Origin of the sequence: Microbulbifer sp. MKSA007 (assembly GCA_032615215.1) — a bacterium.
In the GTDB taxonomy this organism is placed as follows: domain Bacteria; phylum Pseudomonadota; class Gammaproteobacteria; order Pseudomonadales; family Cellvibrionaceae; genus Microbulbifer.
Window position 1 is genome coordinate 1,791,035 of sequence record CP128433.1, and the last position, 16,957, is coordinate 1,807,991.

General features: G+C 43.0%; 9 protein-coding genes. 4 read left to right on the plus strand and 5 right to left on the minus strand.

Annotated features, from left to right (window positions below):
* Positions 1-303 precede the first annotated feature (303 nt).
* Complete coding sequence (locus QT397_10715) at positions 304-1,359, plus strand: hypothetical protein (GenBank protein WNZ57787.1); 1,056 nt, start codon at positions 304-306, stop codon at positions 1,357-1,359.
* A gap of 128 nt (positions 1,360-1,487) precedes the next feature.
* Here QT397_10715 and QT397_10720 read toward each other — a convergent pair whose 3' ends face one another.
* Entirely contained in the window at positions 1,488-1,751 is a 264-nt protein-coding gene (locus QT397_10720; protein WNZ57788.1) for a hypothetical protein, read from the minus strand.
* A gap of 20 nt (positions 1,752-1,771) precedes the next feature.
* Complete coding sequence (locus QT397_10725; protein WNZ57789.1) at positions 1,772-2,122, minus strand: hypothetical protein; 351 nt, start codon at positions 2,120-2,122, stop codon at positions 1,772-1,774.
* Between the two features lie 971 nt (positions 2,123-3,093).
* Between QT397_10725 and QT397_10730 the strand changes: the two genes are divergently transcribed.
* The 3 genes from QT397_10730 to QT397_10740 are packed head-to-tail and all read left to right on the plus strand — an operon-like array spanning position 3,094 to position 10,104.
* Positions 3,094-5,625 carry a hypothetical protein gene (locus tag QT397_10730; GenBank protein ID WNZ57790.1) on the plus strand — a complete coding sequence of 844 codons (2,532 nt, stop codon included), beginning with the start codon at positions 3,094-3,096 and terminating at the stop codon, positions 5,623-5,625.
* 16 nt (positions 5,626-5,641) lie between these two features.
* A complete protein-coding gene (locus QT397_10735; protein ID WNZ57791.1) occupies positions 5,642-9,817 on the plus strand; it encodes a DNA/RNA non-specific endonuclease in 4,176 nt (1,391 codons plus the stop codon).
* Positions 9,818-9,828: 11 nt separating this feature from the next.
* On the plus strand, positions 9,829-10,104 hold the full coding sequence (locus tag QT397_10740) for a hypothetical protein (GenBank protein WNZ57792.1): 276 nt from the start codon (positions 9,829-9,831) through the stop codon (positions 10,102-10,104).
* A 2,032-nt stretch (positions 10,105-12,136) separates the two neighbouring features.
* Here the strand turns inward: QT397_10740 and QT397_10745 are convergent.
* The 3 genes from QT397_10745 to QT397_10755 all read right to left on the minus strand — a co-directional run bounded on the left by QT397_10745 (position 12,137) and on the right by QT397_10755 (position 16,918).
* Positions 12,137-13,036: an alpha/beta hydrolase-fold protein gene (locus QT397_10745; protein WNZ57793.1), complete on the minus strand. Its 900-nt coding sequence runs from the start codon at positions 13,034-13,036 to the stop codon at positions 12,137-12,139.
* Positions 13,037-13,282: 246 nt separating this feature from the next.
* Positions 13,283-14,215, minus strand: a complete 933-nt coding sequence (locus tag QT397_10750; GenBank protein WNZ57794.1) for an ROK family protein — start codon at positions 14,213-14,215, stop codon at positions 13,283-13,285.
* A gap of 198 nt (positions 14,216-14,413) precedes the next feature.
* A complete protein-coding gene (locus QT397_10755; protein WNZ57795.1) occupies positions 14,414-16,918 on the minus strand; it encodes a TonB-dependent receptor in 2,505 nt (834 codons plus the stop codon).
* Positions 16,919-16,957: the final 39 nt, after the last annotated feature.

Consider the following 16,957-nt stretch of genomic DNA (forward strand, 5'->3'; position numbering starts at 1 on the left):
TATAGATGGAACGTTTGTTTTATGTTTTACCTGCTAAAAAAGTATGACTGCAAACTTCTAAGTAAATACAGCTTTTAATCTCTACCAAATAGAGGTGTAGGTGGGGCTGTTGAACGTGTGTCGAAAGATTTATTTTAAAATGATTTGCGGTAGCTTTTTGTTTTGTCGTACTATTTTGGGGTGACCTCTTTTAGAGCGGTGTTGGCCTAATAGAGTTAACGAAATATTAGTAACTTTCTCCTTGGTGAGCGTCACTTTGTCGATGTGAGAATAAAATTTGTACGGTTTGGGATTGGGAAGTTTATGTTGAAGAGTATTAAGAAACTACCTTTTGTTGGGAGCCTGTTGCTTGCTTTGATAGGTGGTGCTGTGTCGGCTCAAGAAGAGATGACGGCCGCGGCTGACTTGAAAGAGCCTGAATTGCTTATATTGCATGGAGAAATTGCTACTCCAATAATTATTCCGCCCGGAAATGTTGTGCCTGATCATATAGAGGCATTTGGTTTTTATCACTCAGGTAAGTACGTCGATTATATTTCTGAGGTTGCTCCTTTTTCTACGTTCATTAACCTCCATTGGAGTAATGTGGATGAGAAGTTAGCCGAGGCCAAAAGACATGGGGTTAAAGTGTGGGTGGAGTTAGGGCCTATCTTTTTTAATACGAGTTCAGGTCATACTAGGCAGGAAGATTACCTTGAGCTGTGGGAGAGTGCCAAAGAAAAATTAAAGCCATACGAAGATATTATCTATGCATTAGATCCTCTGGATGAACCCTTCAATCGGTCAAGTATGAGCTATGGAGAGGTTAAAGAATATTTGGATGAAATTGGTCTTATTTTGATGCGGGACTTTCCCGATGCATATAGAGCTTTAACTTTTACAGAGAAAAGTGTTGAAGAGATATTGTTTTGGCAGCGTATTGTAGGTTGGGATCCTATCAATCAGGTTTGGGAGTTTAGTGAGTATAGTGAATATATGCCTATTAATTACAATTTGTTTGGGGTGGATAAGTATAAAGGCGTCAACTTTCAGGGCGGAATGACTGACCTTTTGAGAGAAAATGTAGAGAAAGTAAGGGAACATACGGGCGCTTTGCAAGATGCTAAATTTTACATAATCCCTCGTGCATTTATGACTGACAACACAACTTATGGCTATCTTACGGAAGAGCAATTGATAACAAGAGCTCAGCAAGCTTATGATCATGCTGTAAGGAATGAAGATGTGATCGCCATTTATCCATTTGCTTGGCCTGAAGTGTATGCAAGTAAAGGGACTCTTTATGGGCCGCGTTATGTACCAGAAGTAGAAGAGCAGTACCGAAAAATTGGTAAAGCGGTTAAATTATTTCGAGATTAATTGATACTCTATGCAGGCTTTGTTGTTTTAAGTGTTGCATAGAGTATAATTTTCATGTTTTTGCCTTCACAATTTTAAGATCCTTACAAATTGATGTCTATATTATTTGTTAGGTATGGGTTGTCAAGTTAATTTTTCTGGCTTGATGGTGTATGTGTTTGTATTTTTAAGGCTGATAAATTTTCTATTTTAGGGGTGGGCTTAGTGGTGGTGATATTTATCGTTACGTCAATTTTTGAAGGGCCTTTAGTGCCTTTTAGATGCCAGTGATTTTTATGATATTTTCGATTTGGCGTTGGTAAATATTTTTTGGGAAGTTTTGAGTTGGTAGGAGAGGCCTGCCGCCATTTAGCTTTTCTAAAAGCGTCATTTATTTTAATTCCAGCCTCCATTTCGGAGGCTGGGGAACATATTACTCTTCATTCCAGATTTGAAGGGAGATTAGCTCCGCACGAGAGGTGCTACAAGTATCTTCTACGTAAACCTTGACGGGCTTTTGGGCCATTTGTGCAGCTAGTGCGATAGATAATATATGGTCCATCATCGCATTGTTATCTTTGCTAACAAAAACACTCCAGCCCCATTCGCAGCCTGGATTTGTTCCATCGTAAGTTATTTCTCTGTCGAACTTTATCACGATGCCATTTTTACCCCATGCACTTTCAATCATTTTAATGTAGAGTTTATTATCTGATTCAGATTGCACGCCGGCCTGGGTAAACATCGGTAGTAAGCAAATAAAAAGGGTTATTATTACTCTCATGCTTTGAAGTCCTTGCTTGAATTTGAAAGTCTGCGAAATATACTCTGTTTTATAGTTATTTCAAGGTCTTATAAATTCTGGAGAGGGTTGTATACTTGTGTTTGTAATCCTGTAAGGTAGCCTTTTGGATTGCTTATTTAGTTCGTGTATTACTAGAGGGTAAGATAAGTTTGCAGGAAAGAATATTTTCTAGGCGATACTTTGGGCCTAAATAATCTTTCTATTTCTTTGTTGTGCTCTGGGTTTATAACACTGCCATGATTTTCATTCTCAAATATACGCTTTCTTAAGGTTAGGCTGTTGTGGTTACGAGACTTCGGTCTTTTTACTAGTTGATAAAAGACTTTTACTGCACAAGTTGAAACAACTTCACTGCAAGTCTCCTCGCCACCAATAAATACACGCTTTTTCCCGAATCGGCATTGCGCACTTCATAGACTAATTCACTCAGTATTTTCTGGGGTATGAGAGAGTGAGTGCTACGTTATTCCATCATTGCACTGTTGTTAGTCGGAATGGAGGTTGTAGGCTCAGCAGTTTCATCATTGTTAATTTGCGGTAGGCACTAAGAGTACTTTTTGTGTTTTTCGAGGTGGTAGTCTACTTTTCCACCTAAAAAGAGCTCTTCAGGGGATTGTGGTGGCTGCTGAATAGCAACTTCTGCGGTGTAGCCAGATAGTAACACCATAATGAATATGTGCTGTTTCCGCTACTATATTTTTTTCGTTTCCTGTGGTTTTAAAGGTTAATTTTTGTTAGGATGCCGCGTCAATTTTTAAGTTGCTGGTTAATTATTATACTGGGCTTAATAAGTGCTAAGTAATTGTCCAATACTGTCGGGGCGGCTGAAAAATTTTGTTTGTTAGAAGCTAAACGATATAGAGAGTTAAACCGTACGGTATCAAAGGTTATTTGGGGCTGAAAAGTAGCAGCTACTAAAGAAAGATTTAGCATTCATTATTGGGGATTACATGAAGCTCAATTCAAACTATTTAGTTCAAACTATGCTAATGGGGCTCGCCCTATTTGGTGGTGGTGCATATTCAAGTGCGTCCACTATTACACCTAGCAGTATTCACTCTAGTGAAATTTCATTAGTTGATAATGAGAGTGTTGATACACTACGTGTCAGGCCTGCTAATTCTAATGGAATTTCTTGGAATCAATTTAACACCTTCTCTGTATCCGGTCAGCCACTGCAATTATTAAACATTCCCGGGTTGCTAGAGGATTCTACGCCTGTTGAGGCGGCTTCCTTAATTGTAATTATCGCTGATCGTATAAGCCTAAGCGGCCTCGTAGAAGTAATGGGGGCACCAGCAGATGTGTTGTTTTTATCCAAGGATGAAAACGGTAGTATTAACTGTCTAAACTGTAGTTTTAGTAATATCCCACGAATCACAATGGCTGCTGCTCAGCCGTCAAAGACAATTAGTGATAATGTTGCAGATATTGGCGAGCTAACAGCCACCAGTGGTTCCATCAGTCTTTCAGGGATGAGCGCTCCCGGAGCATTGTTGGTAGAAACCCTATCCGATGAGCTATTCATTAGTGGAGCCCTAGATATTCACCAGCCGGCCAGTAAAGATAGTAACGGCCTCGTTCCTGATGAAAATGGCAACTACCTACTGGGAACAGGTCTGGTAAATGCCATGGCTGGCGACATAAGCTGGAATTATGATTTACAAAAGATAGAAAATATTATTCCGAAATCTGGGGCGGTATCCCAGACGCTGGAAGGATCAATTAGGGCTGCGGCTGTCAAGCTCACTACCGCAAATTGTTTAACACTTGATACTGAGATTGATACCACCTCTGATTTCTTATCATCAGTACGTTACCAGAATCAGGTTGTGCTCTCTGGAGAGTCTGTAGAGGTACAAACTTTTGGGGTATGTGACACGACTGTTACGGAAGATATGACCAGTAATGGTGATATTACTATCAAGTCCAATGGTTCCCTATTGTTTCCTTCCTCAAATGTGAATATTGAGGGTAAGGGCGTAACGGCAATTGCAAATGGACGACTTGAAAACAAATCTGAAATTTTTGCACATACGCTTAAGGTTGCCTCCGATGAAATTGTGAATTTCGGCCTGCTGGAAGGGGGAAGTACTTTATCGGCGTGGGCAGACAATAATGTCTACAATCAGTTTGGAGGTAAAATTACCGGAGGAGTTGTAGACGTACAATCTCAAAACGGTTTTGTAAGAAATGGCTCTCGCACTCCTTATCTGCCAAATGAATCTTCCGTAGATGACTTGCTAACATTTTATGCTGGCGATTTAACTTTAGAGAAGCCGGAAACCTCTGAATTTGGCACCTATTATCGATCTGGGATAAATGTAAGCACGACGAGTAATTTTTCACAGCCTTCAGATACATCCGCTCATATTATTGGTGAATATGTTCGGATTAAAGCGAAGGGGGTCGAAAATATTAATCCCTACTGGGAGAAAGTTTCTGACGATAAGACCACTGTTCTCCTGAGAAACCTGGTAAATCAGACCACTATTTCAGGTGAAAATGGTATAGAAATTCAAGCCCAGAATTACCTGTTAAACTCATCAGCGGTATTGCGACTAAATAAGGGTAGTGGAACTCTTAAATTAGAAGGTAAATATATTGTTAATGAGCGATATAGAAACTTAACCCTTTTAGATCAGACTTATTACACTATCTTGGATGGTAATACTACAGAAAATATTGAAACCTATGAAACCAGGGCGTATACATATTCCCCACCAGGGATCATAGTATCACTTGGTGATTTAGAAACCTATGCTACAGCAGGGTTGGTGAATAACGCTGCTTATTTAGAGGTTTATGGGCAAGCACTATTTGATACACCTGTCGTTCATGATTATGGTATCTCGCATAAAGCAATTAGCAAAGAGACTGCCACGACAAAGGTTTATTTGTGCGAAGATTCAAGAGGTCCGGGAACAGTCTTTGTTCCGTGCTTCGGTAGTGATGATTATGTACCGGTAATGTCTGGCAATGAAATTGTTGTTGCTGAACCTAAAGATGCTGACTCACTATTTTTTGTGCATGGGAATGTTAAAGGTAGTGGCGAGTTTGAAAGTATAACTCACAATACTTTTGATGGGTTTCAAGAGGTGGCAATCGCCGATTTATTTGAAAGTCATGCGCCTGAATGGTGGGAGGATGAATATTACTATAAGTCACCACTGGCTTGGGGGCCTGTTGTTGATGGAAGAGTTCCAGTTATTGGTGGTGGCTACATAACTGATCAATCATTTACAACTGATATACAGATGTTTGAAGATACACTTGAACTATTCTGGATACATGATTGGTATTACGAATCAACGGAATCAAGTTGCAGCACCAGTAGTTGTATACCAATTACTATCCCGAGTGGTGAAAGAAATAATACTGAAAGTGAAACCTTCTCTTTGTTTGAAATAATGAAAGATATGTACAACTCAATTAAGAGTACTATTTCTGAATTTGTTTCTGAATTTGATTGGTGGAGTTAAGAAGTAGGTGAAGATAATGAGTCAAGATAATTCCACTGTCACCAGTTGTAAAAAGAGAATAGGGATGCGCTTCTTTACCCACTTGGTCGCTTTCTGTTTCCTGTTTCAGACAATGCTACCGGCTTATGCGGCAGCGTTGTCATCAGGGCAAATTCAGCAAGTTCTGGATTCCATTGCGGAAATTGAGTTTTCTACTACTAGTGGAAGCTATCAATATACGGCGGCGCCTTATATTGATACATCCGTTCAAGATGGATATTCCAACATCCAGGACATTTATAAAAGATTACGGGATGAACATATTGAATCCTTAGGGTCGCCTACCTATGTACCTATTGGGGTGGGAGATATCACTACGATCCTCCCAATTTATGATAACCCAAAGTTGGTAGGGGACAGCTTTGTACAGTCACGATATGTTAGAGATCAAATACAAGAGCTTCTGGGTAGGCATTTAATTGACTCTGATAGCGCCTACTTCAAGGATGAAACCAGCCAGTTAAAGACATTGTATGACAATGCGTTTCTCTACGCGAAGTTAGCGAGCACGACAGAGATTTACGGTGATCCAATTTCGGAAAGTAAATTTGATCGCGAAAATAGCCCTTACGATATGGTTTGGCCTGAGCGCCGGGTTATCCACGGAGAAACAGTAATTGTCCCTGTTGTTTATTTGACGGAGCAAACAATTGCTGAACGACGAGTGACTGATCATAGCGTCGGCTTTAATAGTAATGTTAGTTTTAGTCGTATCAATATTCAGGATGTTGATATCAAGCTTGGCCGTGAAGCATTCCTAAATGTAGCTGGTGATTTTGTCGCCCAAAATAGCAGTGTTAGTGGCTGCGAGCTGAATATAGTAGTAGGTGGATCACTTCGTTTACTATCAAGTCAAGTTGATGCATGTGGCAATTTAACAATCGATGCAGGGAGTCTTGAGGCTAGGACGTTAGTACATCGCTATGATTTTGGTAATGAAACGGGTGGCTTCTTTGGAGAAGTAACCACTATTTCAGCTGATGGTCATTTAGTGGTGCGTAGTGGCAGTGACATCGTTCTGCAGGGAGTCACTGTATCAGCGGGTGACGAACTGACATTTGCTGCAAATGGCAATATCTATATAGGTACGGAGAACATTACCTCTAGCTTTGAGGGTAAGCAAGGTGGCTGGTATGTACAAAGATCAGGTGTAAGCTATTTACAGTCCAAGCTTACTGCCGGCGAGACTATTCGGTTAATCGCTGGAGGTCAGATTTATCTGGATGCTGCAGAGATTGTGAGCGATCGAGGACATATTGAGCTGCTCGCTGCACTTGGTATTACGATCGAAGATGAACTTGAATCAACCCAATCTTACAAAAAGGGTAAGTTTGGTAAGACAAAGATCGAGGAGTCTGTTTATCAAACTGTAGCGATCCGATCTCTTCTTGATGCTGGTAAAAATATCCGGCTCCATACTGAGTTTGGTGATATAACGCTCAAAGCTGTGGATATTACAAGCATTGCGGGGACCACGGTAAATGCTTCGAATGGTAAAGTTAATTTATTGACGACTACTGAAACGGATCACTATACCTATAGCTCGGTTAAGAAAGGCTTGTTTACAGTAACCACGAAAAATAAAGGCCACGTAATTGAAGAAAGTGTGCAAAACACAATCGTGGGTGGATTTGCTGTTCAGGCTTTGCAGGGTCTTACAATCGAGTATGAAGGCAATCCTGACCTTTCCCTTGATGAGCAGATTGCAGAGCTATCCAACTTTGAAGGCATGGAGTGGATGGCGGATGTGCGTCAAAACTTCCCTGATGCTGATTGGCAAGCTATTGACTTGGCATATGAGCAATGGGATGAGTCGAACACTTCGCTGAATGCTGCAGCCATGGCAATTATTACTATTGTTGTTGCAGTTGTTACTTCTGGCGCTGGTGCAGCAATAATTGGTACTACAGGTGCAACTGCATCAGGTGCGGCTATGAATGCAGCCTTCACCACAATGATAAACACAGCAACAATTGCTTCAGCAAATGCCACTGTTAATGGAGGTAGTTTTGAGGAGGTCTACAAAGCTGGTTTTGAGGCAGTACTTAGTAAAGACGGTATTAAATCAATCGCTGTAGCAGCTGCTACAGCTGGTGCCCTTAATAAAGTTGATGCCGCACTTTTTGGGGGAGATACTAATGCATATATGGAAGCTGAAGCAGTTAAGTCTGCGGCCCTATCAGAAGGGTTATCTGAAGCTGTAGCTAATGATCTGGCTGCTAATGCATTTGATCTTGCGCAAGAAGCTTCAAAGATGTCTTATACTGCGCAAGCTTTTCAAGCGGTGACCCATGCGACAGTAAGCACAGGTATTCAGGGTTTGGCTTATGGCTATGATAGTGATGAGCTCACAGATCTCTTTATGGCAGCCTTGGCCCAAAATACTATTAATACTATAGGTAGAAATCTATCTACGAAAATAGGAGAAGCTGCCAAGGCTGAACCTGCAGAAATAACTACAGCAGGGCAATATATTGCTCATGCGGCAGTTGGCTGTTTTACTGGAGAATTAACGGCGTCTCTGACAGAAGTTGATGATGGTAATGCTTGTGTATCTGGGGCAGGGGGTGCAGTAATAGGTGAGCTAATAGGTCAGGCATATAGAGAAGAATTAGAAAATGATATTGCTGCTTGGGCAGAAAAAACTCTAGGTTCATATGATAGCTACACCTTCCAGGAGTTTGATGCAGCCATTAAAGATTTTCTACAGCGTGGCGTTGACATGGGGCGGCTCGCTGCCGCATTCACTGCATTTGCTGTAAATGCTGATGTAGATATTGCTGCAAGAAGTGCAGAAACAGCGGCAAAATATAATGCAACATTTGGAGTCAATCCTTATGGCTCTTTTAATACGGTGCATAGAACTAATCAAATGGCAGTAAGCCCTAGTTTATTGCTGGCTGATGAAATCTATAGCTCCGCAATGAATAAGATTCTTAGGATTGGCAATGGGGAAACTTTAGACCTATTTAGTGATACGTTTTGGCGAGATGAGGCAACGAAGTATGGTGGTTTATACAATACTTTGGCTGCTATATCTGAGCAGGTAATAATGGATCCGGAGTTTAATGTTGAAGCTTACCTGGCCGTATTATTAATTGAAATACCGGTTTCTTATACGTCGTTTACTTTGGGAGGGGATCAGGATTCAGAGCAGTTACAGCTATCTGAACTCCCGGAAGCTGATCAAATATATTTGGAAGATGCAGCAGAACTCCAAATTAGAAATGGTATTCGTGAGTTATTAGAAAATGAGGAGCTGAGACAGCAGGAAATCAATAATGATAACCGACCGAGCCATGTGCAGTATTATGAGGAGTTGATAGGTAGAAATATTAAAGTCATTCGAGATGGAGTAATGGCCCATCCTAGTATGAGGGTTGTTGAGGAGCAGACAAAATTAACTCCAGGTGGTATTCCCATCGTAGAGAATGGTCCGACGACATTAGCGCACCCTGTTCCGGAAATGGATCAGATAATCTCCCTCATTCGAGAAATTCTGGATGATGAAGGTATTCATGGCACTTTAGATAATCCTGCTTATGACGGGGTGCTGCCTACTCAAACAGAAACCTTGATACCTGATCAGAATCCGTTAGATACTGTAATGTACAGTACTTCCGATCCTGAGAAAGTTGCATTCCCAGAATCGGGCGCAATACCTTTTGATATTGCGCTAGATAGTAACGGAGGAAAAGGTGGACGCCGTAACCCATTAAATGTCCCTGCGCCAAATAAAACTATCTTTGTGGATAATCAATATATTTACATGACAGATGCCTTTGGACGAACTTTTAGGATTGTTGCCGAAGACTTGAACTATACTCTCGCTGAGCGAAGCCAACATCAGCAAGATATTGCTCGTGAAAGGGGAAATCCTGGGGTAGAAGTTGATGGGGGGCATGGTATAGGTGCCCAGTTTAATGGCTCAGGGGCACTCATCAATATGTTTCCGCAGCTACGCTATCAGAATCGATCCGGTGGAGCTTGGTTTGCCATGGAAACACAATGGGCTGCAGCGAAACAACAAAACTTGCAGGTATCTGTTGATATGAGATTTAATTATACGGCTAGCTCCTTGCATCCAGATAGTATTTATGTGACCTATACTATCGAAGGGCAGCCCACGCAGCATTTAATTTTTGAAAATTGAGTTTAGTTAAAATGAAGGATAAAGAAATATATTCTGAAATAGCTAGATTGCTTTATGGTGAGGCTCCAAAGACGCTAAGTGAAATTCATGCCCTAATTATATATGTAGAAAAAACCTCGTTTATATCTGTATGGACTGGGGAGTTGCGGTCTGTTGATGGTGCGTTTCCCTTGTCGATGGAGGCTGCGCAAGGAATCACTAATCTTGTAAATGAACTAAAAGAGTATTGTGTAGAGCAAAAGCTAGGGGTTGGAATGTTGTACATTTTATTGTTGTTCCCACCTTGAAGAAATTTGAATATGAATATGATTACTCAGAGGCGTTGGAAAAAAATAAAATGACTTTTAGTGAGTATTCGGAAAGACTTAATCAGTCCTCAAGGATTCGTCAGTAGAAGTTGTTAAAAATTTATAGCCTGGCATTTTGCCAGGCTTTTTTACTCACTTTGAGGTCGTGTTAACTTATAAAAGAATTGATATGCTCCCTTAAAAAGCAAACTGGGTCTCGGATAATAGGTGCAATTGGTAAAGAAGAGCTCAGCTGTTAGCATCTGCAGCTGCCCCGACCAAGAGAAAGGTGCTGATGAGTTATTACCAGCTGAATGAGACCGATAGTAGATTGATAGCTTAAGAAAAGCCGGATACCCTCAGCTCAGAAAGCAATAGTAAAATTGTTAAAGAGACATGCCTTGACGATCAACTGGGAGCTACGATGTAATATAGGCTTGCGTAACTAAGACGTCAGCATCTGCTGTCTTGCGCTCAACCTGCTGAGCGGGAGTAAATTTGTTCGTACGACCTGCAATAGTGACCAGTACACCGCTACTTCGTTTACCTATAAAGATATCAATTTCCTAGTTTCCGATGCGATATTTATCATCGAATAGCTTGTGGACGCTGTTCAATATTGATGGCGCCTCTGATATATTCTCAAGGAAGCTTTCCTTTTCTCGTTTGTTGTACGGCCTATCCCGGCGCCGCAAGTTCTCGCTTAGGGACTCACCACGCTACTTATTTTCCCAGTTATTAGGCTAAATAGTTTCACTGCTAATTGATAGACTTTCTTTCTATTCTAGCGAGTCGAAACTTACCCTGGGTTCCATTGTAGCTTCAGTTTGACCTCTGTCAGTGCAATGATTTTCGGTGCTATCTTTTTCGGCTTTTGGCCTGCTATACCGCTCTTCAGTCATCCGTGGTGCCAGCTTTGTATTAATTGTAAACTGCTTAACAAGCCTCTCTGGGGATTTTCTTCTGGGCTCCAATCACTCTTCTTTAGCGCAGATCTGGTATCGTTGCTCTTCGGTTGGCTGTCGGTAGCATTCTGTCATTACTTGATCTTTTGGCGGAGAAGAAGCGACCGATGTCACCTTTAGAGAATTGTTATTTTCCAGATGAGTAACTGATGTACTTCAGAGTTGAATATTGGCTTTTTGAATTGTTGTTTTGTGCTTGTGTAGTCTTTGGGTGATCATTTATTTGGCTTAGTTGGTGTTCAGCTTGGGCCCAAATAAAGTTTTTTCTACACAAGATGTGTAGTCTATAGGGCGAAATTGACGTCTAATCATTTCATTTGAGAAGGTTGCCTGTGAATTTTTTGTTGTCAGTATGAGTGTTTAGCTCGCGGTTAATTAATTTTGTCTTTTAATGGTGGTGTTTCTTGAGTTTATTTTTCTGTTTTATTTTAATAGATATTTTACGGGGGATTTTGAATTGCTGGCTTAAGCCTGCAATATTTGGCTTTTCTGAAAGCTTCATTTATTTGAATTCCAGCTTTCATTTCTGAGCTGGGGGATATGTTACTCCTAATTCCAGGCTTGAAGGGGCGGCTAGATCTGCAAGAAAGGATCTGCAAGTATCTTCTATGTAAATCTTAACGGATTTTTAGGCTATTTATGCAGCCAGTGCGATATCTAATTTATGTTTCATCGCCACATTGTTATTTCAGCTTAAAAAACGATCCAGTACCATTCACAGCCTGGTGCTGTTAAATTGTATATTGTTTCTCTGTCGAACTTTATTGCGATACCATTTTCACCCTGCGCACTTTCAATCTAATTAGTGTAGAGTTTATTGTCTGATTCAGATCTTACGCCAGCTTGGGCAAGTATTGGTAATAAGAAAGCAAAAAGAGTGATAATTGCTCTTTTACTTTAAAATTCCTTCTTGAGTTTGAAAGTATACTTTACATTTGGGGTATTTTTAGGCCTTATAGATGCTGGAGATGATTGCTCTTTAGTGTTTTGGGTTTTGTGAGGCAGCCTTTCGGGGATCTTTTTTGCTCTCAATTAAGCTTGTATTACAATAGAATAAGATAGTTGTACTAGAAAGAATATTTTCTAGGTAGTGCCTTAGCCTTAAAGACCTTTTCTATCCCTCGATCATAGCCTGGATTAACAACACTACCGTGATTCTCGTTATCAAACACACGTTTTCTTAGGGTAAGGCTATTGTAGTTACGGGACTTCAGTCTTTTTACTAGTTGAGAAAAGTCTTTTACTGCACAAACTGAGTCGATTTCACTGCAAGTCTCCTCACCTCCAATAAATAAATACACGCTTTTTCCCAAATCGGCATTGCGTTCTGCATAGGCTAATTCACTATCTAAAATTTGCTTATCGGCCCACCAAATACTGGGGCTTCCAATAACATATCGGTCAAAGCTATTGGTGTGGTTAAAAAGTGCATGGAGAGCCAGAAGCCCACCCAGGGAATGGCCCACTAGGGTTTCGTCTTCTTCATTACCTTTAAAATTATTATTGATAAAGGGTTTGAGTTCCTCTTCGATAAACTCAAGAAAGTGATCGGCGCCTCCACCTAGTTCGGCACCTTTGATTACACCAGGCACGGGGGTGAAATCCATTACTCGCTGGGCGAAATTCGGGCTGTCAAAAGCGTGGGAGATACCTACCAGAATTACAGGGGGCATTTTGACATTGCCAAACTCATCGGGAACCTGTTCCTGAAGAAGGTTAGGGGCTGTCATAGGGAAATGCAGAAAGCCATCGGTCATATAAATGACTGGATAGCGATCGGTGTTTTCCGGGGTGTACGAGAGAGGCAGCATTATGTCGATAACGTACTCACGCTCTAGTAAATCAGAGTAAAAGTTGTAGGACAGTATCCCCGGGCGGGTGAAAGTTGTGGGTTCGGCACTGCCGGCTGCTGCCAGCTGGCAACAGGTACTAAGAATACCTATCACTAATAATCTAATTATTTTCATTGCTATCCCTGAGGGGCGCTGAAACTTACCTGTTATCGCCCTGCTTACTAGAGGTATCTATATGGAAGCCTAACAGATAGGTAAAGGGAATCGCTAGCTGGGGAGGGGGTTACTGCCGCAGGAATCACTCTGCATCGCAAGTTTTTGCTCAAGAAGTGGTGGTAATCACAGAAATAGGGATATTGCACTTGGGAACCACGCCCACTAGAAAGAGGATGGGCGGGAAGGGGATGTCCCCTCCCTGGCTCAGGCAATGACGTTTTTAGTGTTGTATAGGTGCTGGGCCATCCGCAGGGAGCCGACTTCACCGGATCTTCCCACTAGTTTTGGTGCAACGATATACCGTTCAATATTACTTTCTGAGACTTGAGGAAAGTAACCACCGGCTAAGGCTAGGAATTTTTGTCTTACACGGTTGAATAGGTGCGCCTGTATCATCACTCCACCCCCCAGTATGATCCGCTGTGGTGAATAGCAGCTGGTAAGGTTGACACACATAGTGGCCAGATACTCCGCCTCCAGGTCCCAGGCCGGATGATGTTGTTCGAGGTGTTGGCCACGCAGTCCCCAACGTTCCTCTATCGCAGGACCTGAGGCCAGTCCTTCAAGGCAGTTGTTATGAAATGGGCAGTTGCCTTTAAAAGAATCCTTTTGGCTGTCTCTAGGCATCAACATATGCCCAATTTCCGGGTGCATAGATCCATTGATCAGCTGCCCGTCGATCATAATGCCGGCGCCGATGCCGGTACCGATGGTGACGTAGACAAAGTTCTTTACATCTGTAGCGGCGCCGCAGAGGTGCTCTCCAAGGGCGGCGCCATTAACATCTGTATCGAAAGCAACTGGTACCGACAGGGCTTGGCTGAAGTAGCCAGCCATATTGGTATTGGACCAGCCAGCTTTAGGTGTTTGGGTGATATAGCCATAGTAGGCGGATTCTGGGTCCAGGTTTACCGGGCCAAAGCTGGCTATGCCCAGCGCAGAAACAGTGCCGTGGCGCTGACTGCTTTCGTGAAAAAACTGAGCGACCTTGGATAGCGTATGTTCTGGGTCGGTGGTTGGGAAGCTGGCTCGCTCACGGATGTCATTAATCCCAGCGGCTACCACACAGTTAAATTTGGTACCACCGGCTTCAATTCCGCCGAGCAAGGTATCTACCGCATTGCCTTGCATTTCCATCCTAATCCGCTCCCCGGGTTACATAAGTTATTCGTATTATCAGTTGATGGTTGCTGAACTTACACCACTGATAGTTTATAGCTGGTTATATTGTTTCTGAAAGAAAAAAACCGAGCGCCGGTGGGGGCCAGACGCTCGGGGTTTGCAAAGCTATGGGCAGAACTGCAAACCACTTACTAGAGTAGGGAAGAACAACGATCAAAAAGCGTAATTGAAACTGACACTTGTGGAGCGGCCACTGATAGCCCGTCCGCGTACTATGTCTCCAACTTCTGCGTAAGACTCTTCAACTTCGGTGACAACAAATTCATCGGTAAGGTTGTTTACATTAAAGGAAACGGTAAGGTCTTCTGTCAGGTAATAAGAACCAAACAGATTGACCAGGACATAACCTTCCTGTTTCAACTGGTTGGAGTCAGAAACAAAATATTCTGTAGACCCTTGGAGGCTTGCACCAAATGTAAAGTCATCGCCAAAGTTATATTGCGGTGTAATCGTGTAAATGAAATCAGCTTGGCGGCGCGGCGTATTACCTACGACAGAACTGTCGTTGGCATCTTTTGAAATTTCGGCGTCGGTCCAGGTGAGGTTTCCATTTACGGAAAAGTCTCCATAACTGTAGGCCGCTTCCAGCTCGATTCCTTGGGCTTCATACTCGCGTACAAACGTTAAGCCGCTAGTGATTTCTGCGTTGGTCTCTTCAGTGACCGTATTGAAGTAAGTTGCAAAGAAATCCAGATCGCCGGTTGAGAGTTTGTATCCAATTTCCAGCTGGTCCACAGAGTCGAAGCCATCGGTGGTGTCGGTTAGGCTTCCGTCACTGTTGAGGGCGCCGCTAATTTGTAGAAGCCGATCGGCAATTGCTCGGCCACCCTCGCTGTAGCGGGCAAAAATAGCCATGCTGTCGTTGAGAATATAATTTCCACCGAGAGAGAAAGAGGTGTTGTCTGCATCGTAGTCAACGAGCTGGGTGGATCCATTGGCCATTGTGATGACGCCGCCGGTGAATCCAAAAGCATCGGAAGCGCTAGCACTTTCCACATCGCTGATAATACCATCGCCATTCAGATCGTAGTCTGTATCACCACCGCAGCAGCTGGAAACCAGGGAGCCTTTGGCGTTGACCATATCGTGGCGGGCGCTGACATCGAAGGTAAAGTCGCCGATGTCGATCGCCACATTCATATAGGGTGCATAAGTTTCATATTCCAGGTCCCAGGCCCAGGAAAGAAAGCTTGCAGACCAGACCCCATCATCTACCAGTACATCTCCGTTGGCATTGGCAGTTATGGTGAGGTTTTCAGAATTGCTGCCGTCAACAGTTTGAACTAGGGCATTCCAACTATTCCAGCTGGTTTTGATATTTTGGTTGGAGTAATAGAACCCACCGGAAACAACAATATTATCGCCAATTAATTTATCGACTTTAAAGTCGTTAACTATCAGACCCAAATCGTGTATTTCTGTATCAAAGAGCAGGTCGACATAGGCGAGGCCTTCGGCCTCTTCACCATTGGCATAAGCCACCGTTGTGCCGGCGCTACAGTCTATGGCCTCTCCGCTACTGCCTACGGCATTTGCACAAATGGTATCAGCCATATCCTGTGTGGATTGTGGTCCGTAATCGCCGAAAGTATCGGTAAAGGGGGAAATAAAGCTGCCGCTAACATCAGAAATTCTGAATTTGTCGGTAACAGTCCAGCCATCATTAAATTCGAATTTGGTTTCAAAGCCATAGGCTTCCACCAGTGATTCGATACCGTCGGATAAGTCGCGGGTTACCGGATTGCCGTAGGCATCAAAAGTGGAAATGTATCGATAATTATCGGAATGCAGGGTTTGGCTGCTGGCATCGAAGTTGGCAACCGTGCCGAATTCACCATCGCCTTTATAGGTTACAGGGCCAGGAAGATAAGTTGTTACCCGGTCATCGAGATGTTTGTAATAGAGGCGGACATAACCGTTATCAAACTCTTTGGTGAGGTTGGCCTTGAGTTGGCCGCCGGAATCCCCATCAAAGCCGGTCTCGCGGATGCCTTCCCCCTCTCTTAAAAATCCGCCGACATAGAATCGCAAAGAATCATTCAAGTGGTGGCCATAGCCAAAGTCCAGGCGGGATTCATCGTAGTCCGCACCAAACGAAAGTCCTACATTACCACCTTCTTCTTCGCCGGTATTGCTGATCATATTGATCACACCGCCAGGGGAATTACTGGCAAAGGTGGAGGCAGAGCCGCCGCGTACGCTTTCTATACGTGCGAGAGAGGAGTCGGTGCGAACAAAGTTGTCAGTGTTACCGAAATTAATATCGCCGTATTCTAATACAGGCAATCCGTCTTCTTGGATTTGCATATATTTGGAGCCGCCAGTTGCCAGGGGAATACCCCTAACGGTGATATTTGCATTGCCGCCGCCACCGGAGGATTCCGCCCGAATACCGGGTAAGCTGCGGAACAGCTCTGCGGTAGAGCGCGGGGCGTACTTCGCCATTTCCTCAGTGTCCAGTGCACTAACGGATACGCTGGATTCCATCTTGGTAACCGGTCGGGCGGTTGCGGTAACCATCACCTCTTCAATTTCCGGCATTTCCTCAGCTGTTGCCGGTACCGCAACGCTGGAGGCCATGGCAACTGCCAGGGCTATGGAGTGTGGTTTAAAGTGTTTCTGTGTCTCTGAACCTGCTTGGAAGCCCTCTGCAATCACGGCGCTCTCCTCAATCATCTCTTATGGTTATTAGATTTT

Coding starts and splice junctions, on each gene's coding strand:
- QT397_10715 (WNZ57787.1), top strand. CDS start 304: ATGTTGAAGAGTATTAAGAAACTACCTTTTGTTGGGAGCCTGTTGCTT.
- QT397_10720 (WNZ57788.1), bottom strand. CDS start 1,751: ATGGAGGCTGGAATTAAAATAAATGACGCTTTTAGAAAAGCTAAATGG.
- QT397_10725 (WNZ57789.1), bottom strand. CDS start 2,122: ATGAGAGTAATAATAACCCTTTTTATTTGCTTACTACCGATGTTTACC.
- QT397_10730 (WNZ57790.1), top strand. CDS start 3,094: ATGAAGCTCAATTCAAACTATTTAGTTCAAACTATGCTAATGGGGCTC.
- QT397_10735 (WNZ57791.1), top strand. CDS start 5,642: ATGAGTCAAGATAATTCCACTGTCACCAGTTGTAAAAAGAGAATAGGG.
- QT397_10740 (WNZ57792.1), top strand. CDS start 9,829: ATGAAGGATAAAGAAATATATTCTGAAATAGCTAGATTGCTTTATGGT.
- QT397_10745 (WNZ57793.1), bottom strand. CDS start 13,036: ATGAAAATAATTAGATTATTAGTGATAGGTATTCTTAGTACCTGTTGC.
- QT397_10750 (WNZ57794.1), bottom strand. CDS start 14,215: ATGGAAATGCAAGGCAATGCGGTAGATACCTTGCTCGGCGGAATTGAA.